Source organism: Promicromonospora kroppenstedtii DSM 19349, assembly GCF_000515355.1.
GTDB classification, from domain to species: Bacteria; Actinomycetota; Actinomycetes; order Actinomycetales; family Cellulomonadaceae; genus Promicromonospora; species Promicromonospora kroppenstedtii.
Genome location: NZ_KI911760.1, coordinates 182,309 through 197,715, shown reverse-complemented (window position 1 = coordinate 197,715; position 15,407 = coordinate 182,309). Strand labels below are relative to the sequence as shown.

Below are 15,407 nucleotides of genomic sequence, written 5' to 3'. Positions count from 1 at the left end.
CGTCGGCGTCCGGCCGCTCACACCGTGACCGCGATGCCGCCCCCGGCACCCGGTGGATCTAGGCTTGGCCGTGGCTCGCTCCGCGAGCCCGCCGGGCACCCCGCCCGGACCCATGGATCCAGAACTACGAATCGGAGCATCCAGCGATGGCTCGCCACCTTGTCACCAGTGCGCTTCCGTACATCAACGGCATCAAGCACCTGGGGAACATGGTCGGGTCGATGCTCCCGGCGGACGTCTACGCGAGGTACATGCGCCAGCGCGGCCACGACGTGCTGTACATCTGCGCCACCGACGAGCACGGCACGCCGGCCGAGCTGGCAGCGGCCGAGGCGGGCCTGCCCGTCGCGGAGTTCTGCGCCGGGGCGCACGAGACCCAGAAGAAGATCTACGAGGGCTTCGGGCTGTCGTTCGACCACTTCGGGCGCAGCTCCTCGCCGCAGAACGCCGAGACCACGCAGCACTTCGCGCGGCAGCTCAACGAGCACGGCTTCATCGAGGAGCGGGCGATCCGGCAGGTGTACTCGCCGGTCGACGGCCGGTTCCTGCCCGACCGCTACGTCGAGGGCACCTGCCCGCACTGCGGCTACGACCGCGCGCGCGGCGACCAGTGCGAGAACTGCACCCGCGTGCTCGACCCGACCGACCTGATCAACCCGCGCTCGGCGATCAGCGGTTCGACCGACCTCGAGGTGCGCGAGACCAAGCACCTCTTCCTGCTCCAGTCGAAGCTCCAGGCCGAGGTCGAGTCGTGGATCGACGGCAACAGCAAGGACTGGCCGCTGTTGTCCACCTCGATCGCCCGCAAGTGGCTCACCGAGGGCCTGCAGGACCGCGCCATCACGCGCGATCTGGAGTGGGGCGTGCCCGTCCCGGCCGACACCTGGCCCGAGCTCGCGGCCGACGGCAAGGTCTTCTACGTCTGGTTCGACGCCCCGATCGAGTACATCGGCGCCACCCAGGAGTGGGCGGACGCCGCCGCGCCGGGCGAGACCCGGGACTGGAAGTCCTGGTGGTACGAGGCCGACGACGTGCGCTACACGCAGTTCATGGCCAAGGACAACGTCCCGTTCCACACGGTGATGTTCCCCGCCACGCAGCTCGGCGTGCGCGAGCCGTGGACCATGGTCGACTACGTCAAGGGCTTCAGCTGGCTCACCTACTACGGTGGCAAGTTCTCGACGTCGCAGAAGCGGGGCGTCTTCACCGACGCCGCGCTGGAGATCCTGCCGGCCGACTACTGGCGCTGGTACCTGATCGCGAACGCCCCGGAGTCGGACGACTCCTCGTTCACCTGGGAGCACTTCGCCGGCACGGTCAACAAGGACCTGGCCGACACCCTCGGAAACTTCGTCAACCGGGTGCTGACGTTCTCGGCCAAGCGGTTCGGCGAGACCGTCCCCGAGGGCGGCACACCGGGCGCCGCCGAGGAGAAGCTCGGTGCCGAGGTGTCCCGGCTCCTGGCCGAGTACGAGGAGCACCTGGAGGCCCTCCAGTACCGCAAGGCCGCGAACGCCCTGCGCGCGCTGTGGTCGGCGGGCAACGCGTACCTCGTCGAGAAGGAGCCCTGGAAGCAGGTCAAGGTCGACCCGGAGGCGGCGGCGGTCTCGCTGCGCACCGCGATGAACCTGATCCACCTCTACTCGGTGGTCTCCGAGCCGTTCATCCCGCAGACGGCGGCCACGCTGCGCCGCGTGTTCGCGCTGGCCGACGACACCGCGGCCTGGGTGAGCCCGGAGGCCGCGACGTCGCTCGACGCCGTGCCGGCCGGGACCGCGTTCACGGTGCCGCCGGTGCTGTTCGCCAAGATCAGCGACGACGACCTGGACGCCTACCGCGAGCGCTTCGGCGGCGGCGAGGCCTGAGGGCTGCTTGCCCGTTGCGTCGGCAGTTGGCATCGAGATCGGCACAGGCCTGAGCCGATCTCGATGCCAACTGCCGACGCCGCTGCGGCCACGTGTGCGAACTGCCGACCTGCAGAGGCGCTCGTGCGGCGGCGCCTGTCAGACCTGTGCGGCCGCGAGCTGCTCGCGGACCTGGCGCTTGGCGCGGGTCAGCATGCCCGCCATGCCGTTCAGCCGCAGCAGGCTGACGACCTTGGTCAGCCCGAGCTGCAGCGGGTAGTCCTCGGGCACGTCCAGCACCTGCTGCGCCGTCAGGCCGGTCAGCCCCTGCGCCAGGATCGACGCGAACCCGCGCGTCGTCGGCGCCTCCTCCGGTGCGCTGGCGTGGAAGGTGACCACCCCGGCGTCGTCCACCTCAGCGAACGCGTAGACGGGGGACTGGCACTCCTGCACCCGCTCCAGCCGCTCGGGCGCGTCCGCGTACCGCTCGGGCAGCGGTGGCAGCTCGCGCGAGACCTCCAGCAGGAGCTGGAGCCGGTCCCGTTCGGGCGTCTCCAGGAAGGCGTCCCGCAGCTCGGCGAGAGCCTCGGGCAGTTCGACGTCGTTGGTGCTCATCCGTTCATCCTTTCACCGCCGCGGCGACCCGGGCGAGTGGCCGGACGGCGTCGTAGCGTGGCCGTATGGCCGATAACAAGGGTTCCGACAAGGGAGCCGACGGCACCCCGGACCGCTGGTCGCAGGGCGTCACCGAGGGCAGCGACGCCCTTGACCTGGAGGAGGGCGTGTTCACCTGGGACGACCCGGCGCGGATCGCCCGGTCCCTCAAGAGGTCGGCCGAGGCGAGCGACCGGCGCAAGAGCTCCCCGTACCGGTCGGCGATGTCGATGCTGACCTTCTACGTCAACCGCGCGGGCAAAGACCTCGACGCCGACCAGCGTGACGTGCTGGAGCGCGCGAAGGACGAGCTGCGCAAGGCGTTCGGCCGAGACTGACCTGTCCGCCCCTCCCGCACGTGTCAGACGCACGCATCACCAGGGTGACCTGTACGTCTGACACGTTCAGCGGCTCAGACCGTGCCCGGCTCCGCGCCCGTGGCAACCGGGACACGCACCGCGTTGCCCCACTCGGTCCAGGAGCCGTCGTAGTTGCGCACGTCGGTGTACCCGAGCAGGTACGTGAGCGCGAACCAGGTGTGGCTGGAGCGCTCACCGATGCGGCAGTAGGTGATCACGGCGTCGGCCGGGTCGAGGCCCAGGCCGGCCGTGTAGATCGCGTCGAGCTCCGCGCGAGTCTTGTAGGTCCCGTCCTCGGCCACGGCCGTCGCCCACGGGACGTTGCGCGCCGTCGGGATGTGGCCGCCGCGGAGCACGCCCTCCTCCGGGTAGTCCGGGATGGCGATGCGCTCGCCCGTGTACTCCTGCGGGGAGCGGATGTCGACGAGCGGGCCGTTGCCCAGGTGCGCCAGCACCTCCTCGCGGAAGGCGCGGACCGTCGTGTCGTCACGCTCCACGGTGGGGTACTCCACGGGCGCGGGGGCCGGGACGTCGGTGGTGAGCTCGCGGCCCTCGGCGCTCCACAGGCCGCGGCCGCCGTCGAGCAGCCGCACGTCCTGGTGCCCGAACAGCGTGAACACCCACGCGGTGTACGCGGCCCACCAGTTGTTCTTGTCGCCGTACAGCACCACGGTGGTGTCGCGCGTGATCCCCTTGCTGCTCATCAGGGCGGCGAACGCGGCGCCGTCCAGGTAGTCGCGGATCTCCGGGTGCTGCAGCTCGGTGTGCCAGTCCACCTTCACCGCGCCGGGGATGTGCCCGGTCTCGTAGAGCAGCACGTCCTCGTCCGACTCGACGACGACGATGCCCGGGTCCTTGAGGTGCTCGGCCAGCCACGCCGTGCTCACGAGCCGTTCGGGGTGGGCGTACTGCGCGATCTTGTCCGACGGGTCGATGGGAGCGGGCATGGTTCCTCCTCGATGGGCGTGCGCTGTCGAGTCTAGGAACACACGGCGGGGGCTGGATGATCCCGGCGCTCTTGATCACGATTTCATAACGCCCGATCGACGCGGTCGAAACTTTCGTCTGGCGTAGCGCGTCCCGGAATTCCAGGCATTTGCGCCAGATTTTTCACCCTATTGGTCGCAAACGCACCCTTCCCATGGGTGAATTTGCGGGTGAAATAGCGCTTGCTGGTCGAGTTATATGCCTTGACCAGCACAATCGCATTTTGCGAACCTCCTTGACCGGTGATGTCCGCGTTGCGGCGAATGTCATATCTCGTACTTGGTCGCACGTTGGGGGAGTCGCTGCATGCTCGTCGATCGGAAGTTTGGCGTCTGGCGTTCTACGGCGAGATTGCCTCGTTCCCGTCATGGTTGCGACCGGGCTCGCGGCAGCGGTCCCGGCAACAGCGATGGCACTTCCTGACTCGGCCGGGGCGGCAGGCGCCGTCAGTCCTGCTGCCGGCACGGATTGCCTCGACGAGGCTGTGACCGAGCTCGATGCGCGGCGTAACGCGGTGGCCTGCAGCACGGACACCGTTGTGGCGGGCAGCCTGTCCGAGTGGACGACGCCGACCGTGCTGTCGGATACCGGTGACCTTTCCGTGGAGTACTCCACGACAGCGGAGCGTCAGGACTCCGATGGTGATGGCGTATGGGCCCCTGTCGACGTCCAGGTCGGATCGGCTCGGGTAACGAGCGGTGAGCTCGCCGGAATGCTCCCGGTGACGGGTGGCGTGGAGCCGATGTGGTTGAACCCAGGTGGAGCTGCTGGCGAAGGGCTGGCCCTCGCGGTGATCGGCGCGCCCGACGAGAGGGTAAGCATGTTCTCCTCGTCGCTGGCGCTGGAGAACGCCGGCGTGGCCACGAGCGACATCGCGACCCCAGGTCGTGTGTCGTACGACTTCGGCGGCGGAGTGAGTCTGGTGGTGTCCATCAACACGGATGGCACGAGCGTGACACCCGTGGTCAGGCTGGCTGACGAGTCGGCACTCGCTCGTCTGACCGATGAACTGCTACCGGGCGGGGATCAGGCCGTGTCTCCATTGGCTCTGGAGTTTCCCCTGTCGATGTCCGAAGGATTGAGCCTTCACGAGACGACGGTGGGCTTTGAGGTCCGAGACTCCGAGGGCAACGTCACCCACGAGTCCGGCCCCGCGTTGATGTGGGACAGCACCGGCGAGGAAGTCTGGGACGGAGTCGGGACCGACGAGGGTGTCGACTCTCTCGCGTTGAGCCGGCAGGCGCCGTCCGAGGTGGAAGCGCAGTCCGCGAGCGCGAACGGCGCCACGGGGGATCGGCTGGAGACACCGGCGTCTGGTGACCGTGTCGCGGCGATGGGTGTGCAGGTCGAGGGCGACACCGTGGTGGTCACCCCTGACGTCGAGATGCTCGCTAGCGCCGATCTCGAGTGGCCGCTGCACCTTGATCCGAAGATCGGCAAGTCCACACCAAACGAGTGGGCCATGGCTCAGTCGCACTGGCCGAGCACAGTCACCTGGAAGGCGTCGGGCACGCAGGCGGTGGGCCTGTGTGATCCCGGAGCAACGATCGAGTGTACGGCCAGCAACGTCCAGCGGTTGTTCTGGCAGTTCGGGGGCTTGCGGCAGGGCAGCAACGGGCCATGGCTCGGTGAGCTGCCCGGCTCGTCGATCTTGGAGGCGTCCTTCGGCGTATACGGAACGCACTCGTGGGACTGCAGCACCCGGTCGATCGACGTGTACGCGGTCGAGTACTTCGAGAACGGCGTCTCGTGGAACAACCAGCCGGGGTGGGGCCGGCTTCAGGACTCCCGTCTGGTGTCCCACAAGATCGAGTGCGACAACCGCAAGATGGTCTACTTCGACGTCACCGACCGAGCCAGGTCGCGGGCCGGAGCGGGGCAGTCGAACCTCTCGGTGGGTATGCAGGCACCCCGCGAGGACTCGATGAGCTGGTGGAAGAGGTACCAGAGCGAGAAGGCGACGCTGACGATCTCGTACGACCGGCCGCCGCTCGCCCCTAATGCTTCACAGACCAAGATCGAGGTCGGCGCGGGCGAGGCTGAACTTGGTTGCGAGAACTACGAGAACCGGGTCCAGGTTCGTGACAAGACGCCCACCTTGAAGGCGCGTGCCACGGAGCCTGACGGGACGAACGCGGTCTCGATGCGGTTCCGACTGGAGGACCAGGACACTTTCTCGCCCTTCTGGTGGTCGGGATGGTCCTCGTCAGGCTCGGCCGAGACCTGGAAGTCGCGTCCGGTGCCTGGAGAAGTGGGTCTGAAGTCGGGCAAGACCTATCGCTGGCGGGTACAGGTCAAGTCGAAAGACCCAGTGACCGGGCATGTAGCGACCACGGCGTGGTCGGATTCGCCCTTGTGTTTCTTCACCGTGGACACCGAGTACCCGAACCCGCCGAAGGTGACCAGCTCGACCTATCCCGAGCGACAGGTCGCCGGTGGTACAACCACCCCGATCGAGTTGACGTTCGCTGCGAACGGGTCGGCGGACGTGGTCAGGTACGAGTGGTCTGTGAACGATCAGACCTACTCCAAGCAGCCCAAGGATGTGTCGCCAGGTGGGTCGGTGACCTTTTCGACGCCAGTGCTGCGGGCCGGTCTCAATTACGTGGCAGTCCGATCTCGGGACGATGCGAACCTGGTGTCGGACTCCGTGATCTACGAGTTCTACGTCAGATTTCCCCAGAAGACAGGGCACTGGCAGTTCAACGACGCAGGCTGGGCGGGCGGCGGCCTGCAGGCCGCGAGCAATTCAGAACCGAGCGCAGGTGCCGGAGTGCTGACTATTGGCCCCGGCGTGGCGTGGGTGGCCGGATCGACCAGCGATGGCCTGTGGCCCCCGTCGACCGTGCCTGGAGCCGATCCGGATGGTCGGGTACCGGACGGAGCCTTGGTATTCGACCAGCCGTCCGATATAGCGACGACTGCAGTGCCAGTCGTCTCAGGCGACCGGTCGTACACGATCTCGGCGTTCGTGCGTGCGGACGCCGTACCTGCAGCAGGTTCGGACGCGACGTTGGCTGCAGCCGTCTCGCAGGTTCCGGGCGCAGTGGAGTCCGTCAGCGGCGACATCCGTTCCTCGTTCGGACTCGGCTGGGCGAAGGACGCGGACTGCACGGAACAGCCGGCGGGAGAGGACCTGCCGTGCTGGGCCTTCTGGCATGCGCGGTCCCCCAGCTCAGAAGACGAAGAAGTGATCTCACACACCAAGGTTCCGGTGGTGGTGGGGCAGTGGGCGCACGTGGTCGGCATCTTCAATGCTGCCGACGAGACGGTGGAGGCGTGGGCTTGCCCGATGTTCGCTGAGCCGGCAGTCCGCCCTTCTGCTGGCGAAACCATGCAAATGGGCGTGGATCTGGACGGTGAGCCCGTTGCATGGGAGCCCTGGAACACGGCCGGAGGGCTGCGGCTGGGGTCTGGGCTGGAGTACGGCGAGGCGGCTTGGCCGTTCACCGGCGCGATCGACGAGGTTCGTGTCTACGACGGGCACGTCGTGGATGAAGACACTCTGAACCGAACCTGTCGGCAGACGCAGGTCCCATGATGCACAGGCGGCGATGGCGAGCAGTCCGGGCAGGTATTCGACGAGCGGCGAAGCGGAGAGGCGCGAGCATGGTTGGCACGGGGTGGATGCGAGAGACATCGGGTGCGTCATCGTCTCGACGGCGCGGGCGGAGGGCGCGTACCCGGGGCCCGGTGCTCGTTGCCGCAGTGCTAGCTCTTGTGATGGTCTGGCCGGTCGGTCCCGCCGTTGCCGACGAAGGGCCCACGGCTGCTGACCTGCAGGCGATGACCATCGACGAGCGGCGCGAGTATCTCGACTCGCTCGGTTACGACTCTCCAGATACCGACTTAGTCGAAGCGCACGACAGCAAGGGCGAAGAAGCCCCGGCAGCGGATCCGATGACTCCTGCCGCGGCGGACACGATCATGGTGCCCGATGCAGGAAAGGCGACCGCGACCCTTCCTCCAGTGAACGAAGGAAGAAGCCAGAGCAAGGCAGTGGCGGTTCGAGCGGGCGGTGCAGAGGTGACTCTGCAAGGGGCGAATGGTGGCCGCGCGGCGCGCGGGCCGGTTGAAGTTGTGCACCTGGCCGGAGCTACCGCAGAGAGGCTCGGAGCTGTGGGTGGCGTGTTCACGCTCGAACCTGCCGCTACACCGGAGACACGCGTTGGACCCGGTAGCAAGGGCGACGCGACCAGCAGCGTCAGTGATGCCGTTGGCGGGCAGGTCGAGGTGGCCGTTGATGTGTCGCATCTGGCGGCAGCGGGCGGCGATCTCGTGCATCGTCTGGGGCTGAAAGAAGTGCCGCCATGCGCACTGCGTGCGAACTCAAGTGGCGAGTGCGGGCCTGCGGTACCGGTCCGGGACGCGCGTCTGGATCTGGAGTCCATGACGCTCACAGCGACGGTGACGCTTCCCGAGTCGCGCGGTGGTGTGACCAATGGCTCCGCTGACTTCAGCGGAGGCACCAGCGCAGAGGCAACTGAGCCGATGATCTCCGCCCCGGCGGATCCACTGGTTCTGGCGGTCACCGCTGACAGCTCCGGTGGCGCAGGTGACTGGGGCGCCACTTCTCTCGCGTCGTCGGCGTCGTGGGACGTGTCGACTCAGACCGGAGCGTTCTCGTGGTCGTACCCGATGCGGACACCCCCGGTCCCCGGCCAGCTCGGTCCCGACCTCTCGCTCTCCTACTCGTCAGGGTCACTCGACGGCCGAGTGGCGTCGTCCAACAACCAGTCGTCCCAGGTGGGAGACGGGTGGGAGGCGAATCTGTCCGGGTATATCGAGCGCAAGTTCGTGCCCTGCTCGGAAGACCAGTCCGCGGTGGGCGGCGAGGCTGCGAACAACGCCAACCACGACACAGGTGACCTGTGCTGGAGGACCGACAACGCAACCATGATGCTGGGCGGAAAGGCTGTGGAGCTCGTCCGCGACGGCAATACGAGCACGTGGCGGCCGGAATCTGATGACAACACGAAGATCGAGCACCGCACGGATGGATGGAACACCGATAACAACAAGGAGTACTGGGTCGCAACGACCGACGACGGTACCCAGTACTGGTTCGGTCGGGACCGTCGTGCCGCGTCCGACACCCGCCTTCAGTCAGCGTTGGTGACCCCGGTTTACGGGAACCATCCTGAGGAGCAGTGCTACCAGCCCAAGTTCGCGGATTCGCAGTGCTTGCAGGTATGGCGCTGGATGCTCGACTACGTGGTCGACACCTCGGGCAACTCGATGACGTACTTCTATTCGAGGTCGAACAACAGGTACGGGTACGACAACAACGCAGGGACGGTCTCCTACAACCGGACCGCACAGTTGGACCGGATCGAGTACGGGACGCGGGACGGCGATACGACGACCCAGGCACCGGCGAGGGTCATGTTCGACTACGAGGAGCGCTGCACGCCAACTAGTACGTTCGACTGCGCCGCTGACAAGCTGACTGCTGCCAACAGTGCTCGGTGGCCGGACGTGCCCTTCGACTTGATCTGCACCTCGACCACGTCATGTCCAGAGGTGACCGCACCGGTCTTCTTCGACCGCAGGATGCTGACTGAGGTCACAACCCAGGTCCTCAATGGAAGTACGTACAACGACACGGACCACTGGAAGCTCGGACAGACGTTCCCCAATCCTGGTGACGGATCGAGCGCGACGGCCTGGCTGGCGTCGATCACGCACACGGGCCGGGGAGGCGTGACGAACGCCGCTGACATCCCGCTCCCGGCGGTCCAGTTCCACGGGGTGCAGCTGGACAACCGTGTCGAGCGGATCGACGAGTGGGGCCCCGCGATGACGCGGTGGCGCATCGACAAGATCACGTCCGAGTCTGGCGGCATCACGACCGTTAACTATTCGGACCCGCAGTGTGCACCAGGATCGCTGCCCTCGTCGCCGCAGGACAACGAGATGCGTTGCCGACCCGTGTACTGGACTCCGACCGGATACACAGAACCGCAGCGTGAGTACTTCCATCACTACCGGGTGACATCAGTTGAGCAGGACGCGCGCCTCGCGGGAACCGCAGCCATGGTGACCACCTACAACTACGACGGTGGCCCGGCATGGCACTACGACGACAACGAGCTCGTCAAGCCGAAGCAGCGGACCTGGTCCCAGCTTCGTGGCTACGCCGCCGTGGAGGAATACACCGGTATCGCCGGTGTTCCGAGCGCGCCGCGCCTGCACACCGGGTACCGGTACTTCCGCGGAATGCACGGTGACCGCTATGTGCGGAGTGACGGCACGGTTACGACCAGAGACAAGCAGGTCGATGGGATCAACGACGTCGACCAGTACGCGGGAATGCTTCGCGAGAAGATCGACTACAACGGCTCGGAGGTCGTAACTCGGGAGCGGTCTGCGCCGTGGCGGTCCGCAGCCACTGCCACGGATCCGGCGGACAGCTCGAAGAAGGCGTATCACACGGCTGTCGAGGTCGCGGAGACCGTGCAGACGACGAGCTCCGGCTCTCGAACCGCACGCACCACCACAGAGTTCGACTCTTATGGCATGCCGACCAAGGTGGCAGATACCGGGGACGTTGCTGTGGCCGGTGACGAGCGGTGCACCAGCACTACTTACACGCGGAACACGACCAAGAACGTCCTGAGCACCGTGGAGCGGGTCGAGACCGTCGATGTCGGGTGCGGCCAGACGCCCTCTCGACCGGCCGACGTCATGTCCGATCAGCGTTGGGGATACGACGGCCAGGCAGTCGGCGTGGCGCCCACCACTGGACGGGTGACTTTGACGCAGGAGGCCGGCTCCTACTCGGGCGGATCACCGAACTATGTTGACACTTCTGCGACCACGTACAACAACCTCGGACAGGTCACCTCGACGACAGACGCCGAGGGCGCCAAGACGACCACGAGCTATCTGAACACGGGTGGACTGACGCTGGTCGCCACTACCACCAGCCCTGACCCGGATGGAACAGGTCCTCTGACCGCGCACGCGACTGCCACCAAGTTCTCCACGGGCTGGGGCGTGCCGATCAAGGTGACTGACCCCAACGGCAAGGTCACGAGTGGTGCGTATGACGGCCTGGGACGCCTGACCCAGGTCTGGGAACCTGGCCGAGTGGAAGGCACCCATACGCCGACAACGAAGTACAGCTACTTCGTACGTGAAACGGGCATGAACGCCGTTGTGACCGAGACGCTGAACTGGGACGCGACCGAGTACGTGGTGTCGAGCGCTATTTACGACGGGTTGTTGCGGCAGCGGCAGGCTCAGTTGCCTTCTCAGTCGGCCAAGGTGGTCGGCCGCGTGGTCAACGAGTCGTTCTACGACTCACGAGGCTTGGCAGTGGTCAGTCGCGACGGTTGGGCGACGTCCGGCATCGCTTCGTCGAGCCTGCTGACCACGACCAAGGCTGTCGACTCGCGCACCGAGAAGCTGTTCGACGGAGCGGCCCGGTCGGTCCGGGAGACGTTCCAGGTCGGCGACGGCGAGAAGCCCGACGACGGGACTAGCTACCTCGACAAGTGGACGACGACCACGACCTACGAGGGCGACCGAACGCACGTGAACCCGCCTGTCGGTGGGACGCCGACCACGACGCTCACCGACGTCCGGGGTAGGACGACGCAGCTCTGGCAGTACGAGGGCGCCAGCCCTTCGGGCACCCACCACGTGACGAGCTACCGGTATGACGGTGCCGATCGTCTCGTCGGTGTGACAGACCCGGCGCGAAACGAGTGGTCGTACACGTACGACCTGCGAGGCCGACAGACTGGTGCGTCGGATCCGGACAAGGGCGACTCCGCGACCGAGTACGACGACGCTGGTCGCGTGACGCTCACGACGGACGCACGTGACGAAAAGCTCGCGTATACCTACGACGCCCTGGGTCGAAAGACGTCGATGCGTGACGACAATGCCACTGGCGCCGTTCGAGCCCGTTGGACCTACGACCTGCTCGCAAGCGGCACCGTGGTGAAGGGACAGCTGGCAACGTCGACAAGAGTTCAGGACGGCGCGGAGTACACGACCCGGGTCAACGGATACACCGACCAGTACCTGCCGACGACTCGGACCATCAAAATCCCGGACACCGAGGAGCTAGGAGACCTGTCCGGCGAGTACACGAGCGAGTACACGTACACGAAGGACGGCCGGATGTGGTTCGAGCGCGTGCCGGCCGCTGGCGGGCTCGCCTCGGAAGGGCTGACGACGTTCTACTCCGACACGAACGTGGCCGACGGTCTGACCGGCGGTGGGGGCGTGGGTGACTACGTGACGCGAGCCGACTATCTGCCAACCGGCGAAGTCAGCTACCTCTCTACTGGTAACACCTACGCATACCAGCGATCACTGGTCTACGGGACGGGCACCCGAAGGCTGGAGAACGTCACGACTACCCAGCAGATCAGCGCTCAGGGCGACCTGCGCGAGCTGCAGCACGCGAGCTACGAATATGACGACGCAGGTAACGTGCTGAGCGTGAAGGACGTCCCGACCGCTGAGTCGGGTCAGCCGTCCGACCAGCAGTGTTTCGAGTACGACTGGGCCAGGCGGCTGGCCGACGCGTGGACGCCTGAGTCTGGGGACTGTGGTGCGGCACCGAGTGTTGAAGCACTGGGTGGTGCGGAGCCGTACTGGACGTCGTATACGTACGACGTGCTCGGCAACCGCCTGAGCACAATGCAGCACCTGCCGTCCTCGGCTGGCGGAGTCGCTGGGTCGGGCGAGATCGAGGGCTCGTCGAGTGCTGTGGCTGTTGAGGGCGCGGTGACCAGCTCCTATGTTCGGCCGACTTCGGGTCCGACCTCCACACGGCCGCACTCCGTGACGAGCGTCGCCGCGGTGGACGGAAGTGGTGCCAACCTGGGCACGAGCGAGTACACCTACGACGCTGCGGGCAACATGACCGGCCGCAACCTCGCAGGTGCGGCTGACCAGTCGCTGTCGTGGGATGCCGAGGGTGAGCTGGCGTCTGTAGCGCAGGACGAGAACGGAGACGGATCCGTCTCAGCGTCCGAGTCGGACGAGTTCGTGTACTCGGCTGAGGGTGACCGTCTGGTTCGCAAGCAGGACGGCGACGTGACGGTGTACCTGCCGGGCCAGGAGATCACTCTCGACGGTGAGACGGGGGCTGTATCGGCGCAGCGCTATTATTCGTTCGCAGGTCAGTCCGTCGCGCTACGGTCTGGACCCATGGCAGCGGGTGTGACGAGCATCTTCGCTGATCCTCACGGAACAGGGACGATTCAGATCGCGAACACGGTAGACCGCGTGGTCCGGAGGTACACGGACGGGTTCGGTTCTGAGCGCGGTTCGAGCGCTGGCGTGGCCGTTGGCGGCGGCAGCTCGACCTCCGAATGGGTCGGCGACCACGGCTTCCTGGACAAGCCGGAGGACTCCAGCGGTCTGACCGCAGTGGGTGCCAGGTTGTATGACTCCATGCTCGGGGCGTTCGTGTCGGTGGACCCGATCATGGATTTGTCGGATCCGCAGCAGTGGAACGCTTATGGATACGCGAACCAGAACCCGACGACGTGGTCCGATCCGACGGGTCTGAAGCCAATGGGTGCCGGGCATGAGGGATACGACCCACGAACCCAGCCCAATGGTGGTGATCCATGCGCGAAAGCGATGTCCTGCATCAAGAAGAAGGGCGGCAGCGCGCCTGTGAAGGTGCGGGAGTGCTACACGGCGTATGCGTGCGGTTTCTTCAGCTCGCATGCTGATGGATACACGACGAGTGGTGGCGGGACAGTGGGTTTGGTCAGTTACGCCGGGGGGTCAGTCGGAACATCCGTCAACCAGACAGGGGCCGCTGCCCTGGCGCAGGCCGCAGCGCGTGCAGCGGAGATGGCACGGATCAAGGAGAAGAATGCTAATCGAGAGCGCTTGACAGAAGCTGCGGATCAGAAAGGCATGTGGCAAAAGGTCAACGGTTGGGCCAGTGCTGAATCGGGTTATAATGGGTGGAGCGGTCAAAAGGTTAGTGAGACCTTGGGTGATGCTAGCGTAATCATTGGATGGGGCACGGCGGGTACCTGCTTTGTGACCAAGTGGTGCGCGGCGCATCCGGTTACGGCAGCTGTGGCAGGTGGCCTTCTCGGTATTTCTGCTCTTGCAGGTGGTGTTGCCACTGCTATTGACTGCGCCGGGGACCTGAGGTCGGCAGGTTGTGTAATCGGAACCCTGGGTGTCGCGGCGGGATCCATGGGTTTCGCTGCCCGTACAGCAGGTCGCCTTGATCCTGTGACTGTTGAAGGGTTCGACTTCGTCGGTGATGTCTGGAGCAAAACAATGGACGTTGTTGGAATTTTGGAGAAGGCATCAAATGGCTGATTCTGGAAAATCGAGGGTGGGCGACTCCGTTAAGATGTTGCGCGGGAGCTCGGCTGCTGCAACATCTCTCCTTGCTGGTCGCTTGGCGATCTTCATTGCGGCATCGATAGCGGTGACGGTGATACTAGTTCTTGTATTCGGCACAAGTTTTAACGAGAGGCCATTGTTTGGGTTCATGGTTGGGCTAATACTGCTATTGCTGGCGGCGACTGTTGTGGTTCATACAATCGCTAAGGTGAAAGAGGCGCGTGAGTTCCATGCGGGTTATACGACCATCATGCGGGCTCATCCGGGTGTTGACCAGGTCGATCCGGATTCCGGCAGAATCGTGCGGACTGCGGGCGAGCCCTTCCTGACCAAGGATTTGTACGAACAACGAATGGCGATCATTCGCAAGGGCCAGCGCGATTGAGGCGGCCAGTTCTCGCACTTGGAGTTCTTGTCGAATCGGTGACTCTTGATCGAGTGTTGCGGCTGGGCTTTCTGGTCGTCCCGGTGGCTCGGAGTGCGTAAGGTCTGGTGTCTGCGCGGGCGGGAGGGGTGCCTAGGTCGTGGCTGCAGCACTGAACGTCTTCCGAGCGGAAGTGCTGCTCGGCCTCTAGCCGATCACAGTCGTCGCACGCTTCATCGTGAGGTCCTGGCGAGACTCCTTCCTGGAGCCCAACCTGCCGTTTCCATGGGTGACAGTGGTCGCAGCCCGACAGGATGCCCGCGACAGCAGCTTGCAGCTGTCCCACTTCGGGATGAGCGCGCTCGCAGTGATCGGTGGCCTGGTCTTCGGCGTCCCGGCGAGGCTCCTGGGTTTCCCCGTGGTCTTCGAGTTCCTCACCTATCTCGTTGTGCTGACGCCCTGTGCCTGCAGTGGTCGTAGCGCACCTGACCATCCAGCGGACGCTGGGCAGGGCATTCGCAGACTCAGCGCCCGCCGAGCAGAGTCCCTGGGAGCTCGACGTCGAGTAGAATCCTCGTGCGTTTCTCGGTACGTACCTCTGGGGCCTGGCCGTATCCGTCGTCGTTACTCTCGCGTTGACGGTTTGGCTGCCGCATCCGTCCACGTGGGCATCCGCCTGGCAGCTGGCCACCGCGACGTGACCACCGCGACGTGACGACCGTGCGCCGGACCAATCACGCCAGCCTTCGCTCCAGCACCCCCAGGTGCGCCCGCGCCCGCGCGGCCTGCGGGCCGCCCGGTTCGGCCAGCCTCGCGAGGCGCGTCCACGCGACATGGTCGTCGGTGCCCTCGTCGCGC

At 65.7% G+C, this 15,407-nt stretch carries 8 protein-coding genes; 5 read left to right on the top strand and 3 right to left on the bottom strand.

What is annotated here, in order from left to right; all coding sequences use genetic code 11:
- Positions 1 to 146 precede the first annotated feature (146 nt).
- Entirely contained in the window at positions 147 to 1,865 is a 1,719-nt protein-coding gene (metG, locus tag PROKR_RS28185) for a methionine--tRNA ligase (RefSeq protein ID WP_036970497.1), read from the top strand.
- A gap of 138 nt (positions 1,866 to 2,003) precedes the next feature.
- Here metG and PROKR_RS28180 read toward each other — a convergent pair whose 3' ends face one another.
- Positions 2,004 to 2,459 (bottom strand): SufE family protein, encoded by a 456-nt coding sequence (locus PROKR_RS28180; protein ID WP_036970494.1) that lies wholly within the window; start codon positions 2,457 to 2,459, stop codon positions 2,004 to 2,006.
- Positions 2,460 to 2,524: 65 nt separating this feature from the next.
- On the opposite strand from PROKR_RS28180, the gene PROKR_RS28175 reads away from it, so the two are divergent.
- Positions 2,525 to 2,836: a DUF3175 domain-containing protein gene (locus PROKR_RS28175; protein ID WP_036970491.1), complete on the top strand. Its 312-nt coding sequence runs from the start codon at positions 2,525 to 2,527 to the stop codon at positions 2,834 to 2,836.
- Positions 2,837 to 2,910: 74 nt separating this feature from the next.
- On the opposite strand, the gene PROKR_RS28170 is transcribed toward PROKR_RS28175, so the two are convergent.
- Positions 2,911 to 3,804 (bottom strand): sulfurtransferase, encoded by an 894-nt coding sequence (locus tag PROKR_RS28170; protein ID WP_036970488.1) that lies wholly within the window; start codon positions 3,802 to 3,804, stop codon positions 2,911 to 2,913.
- A gap of 83 nt (positions 3,805 to 3,887) precedes the next feature.
- On the bottom strand, positions 3,888 to 4,058 hold the full coding sequence (locus PROKR_RS36505) for a hypothetical protein (RefSeq protein ID WP_169736626.1): 171 nt from the start codon (positions 4,056 to 4,058) through the stop codon (positions 3,888 to 3,890).
- 270 nt (positions 4,059 to 4,328) lie between these two features.
- Between PROKR_RS36505 and PROKR_RS28165 the strand changes: the two genes are divergently transcribed.
- The 3 genes from PROKR_RS28165 to PROKR_RS28155 all read left to right on the top strand — a co-directional run bounded on the left by PROKR_RS28165 (position 4,329) and on the right by PROKR_RS28155 (position 14,570).
- Positions 4,329 to 7,385: a DNRLRE domain-containing protein gene (locus PROKR_RS28165; protein WP_036970485.1), complete on the top strand. Its 3,057-nt coding sequence runs from the start codon at positions 4,329 to 4,331 to the stop codon at positions 7,383 to 7,385.
- A gap of 245 nt (positions 7,386 to 7,630) precedes the next feature.
- Positions 7,631 to 14,158, top strand: a complete 6,528-nt coding sequence (locus PROKR_RS28160; RefSeq protein WP_169736625.1) for an RHS repeat-associated core domain-containing protein — start codon at positions 7,631 to 7,633, stop codon at positions 14,156 to 14,158.
- On the top strand, positions 14,151 to 14,570 hold the full coding sequence (locus tag PROKR_RS28155; protein ID WP_169736624.1) for a hypothetical protein: 420 nt from the start codon (positions 14,151 to 14,153) through the stop codon (positions 14,568 to 14,570). The genes PROKR_RS28160 and PROKR_RS28155 overlap by 8 nt, the downstream gene beginning before the upstream one ends.
- Positions 14,571 to 15,407: the final 837 nt, after the last annotated feature.

What these genes read in the sequence shown, in the direction of transcription:
- PROKR_RS28155 (WP_169736624.1), top strand. Translation starts at nt 14,151, where the DNA reads ATGGCTGATTCTGGAAAATCGAGGGTGGGCGACTCCGTTAAGATGTTG.
- PROKR_RS28170 (WP_036970488.1), bottom strand. Translation starts at nt 3,804, where the DNA reads ATGCCCGCTCCCATCGACCCGTCGGACAAGATCGCGCAGTACGCCCAC.
- PROKR_RS28180 (WP_036970494.1), bottom strand. Translation starts at nt 2,459, where the DNA reads ATGAGCACCAACGACGTCGAACTGCCCGAGGCTCTCGCCGAGCTGCGG.
- metG (WP_036970497.1), top strand. Translation starts at nt 147, where the DNA reads ATGGCTCGCCACCTTGTCACCAGTGCGCTTCCGTACATCAACGGCATC.
- PROKR_RS28175 (WP_036970491.1), top strand. Translation starts at nt 2,525, where the DNA reads ATGGCCGATAACAAGGGTTCCGACAAGGGAGCCGACGGCACCCCGGAC.
- PROKR_RS28160 (WP_169736625.1), top strand. Translation starts at nt 7,631, where the DNA reads ATGACCATCGACGAGCGGCGCGAGTATCTCGACTCGCTCGGTTACGAC.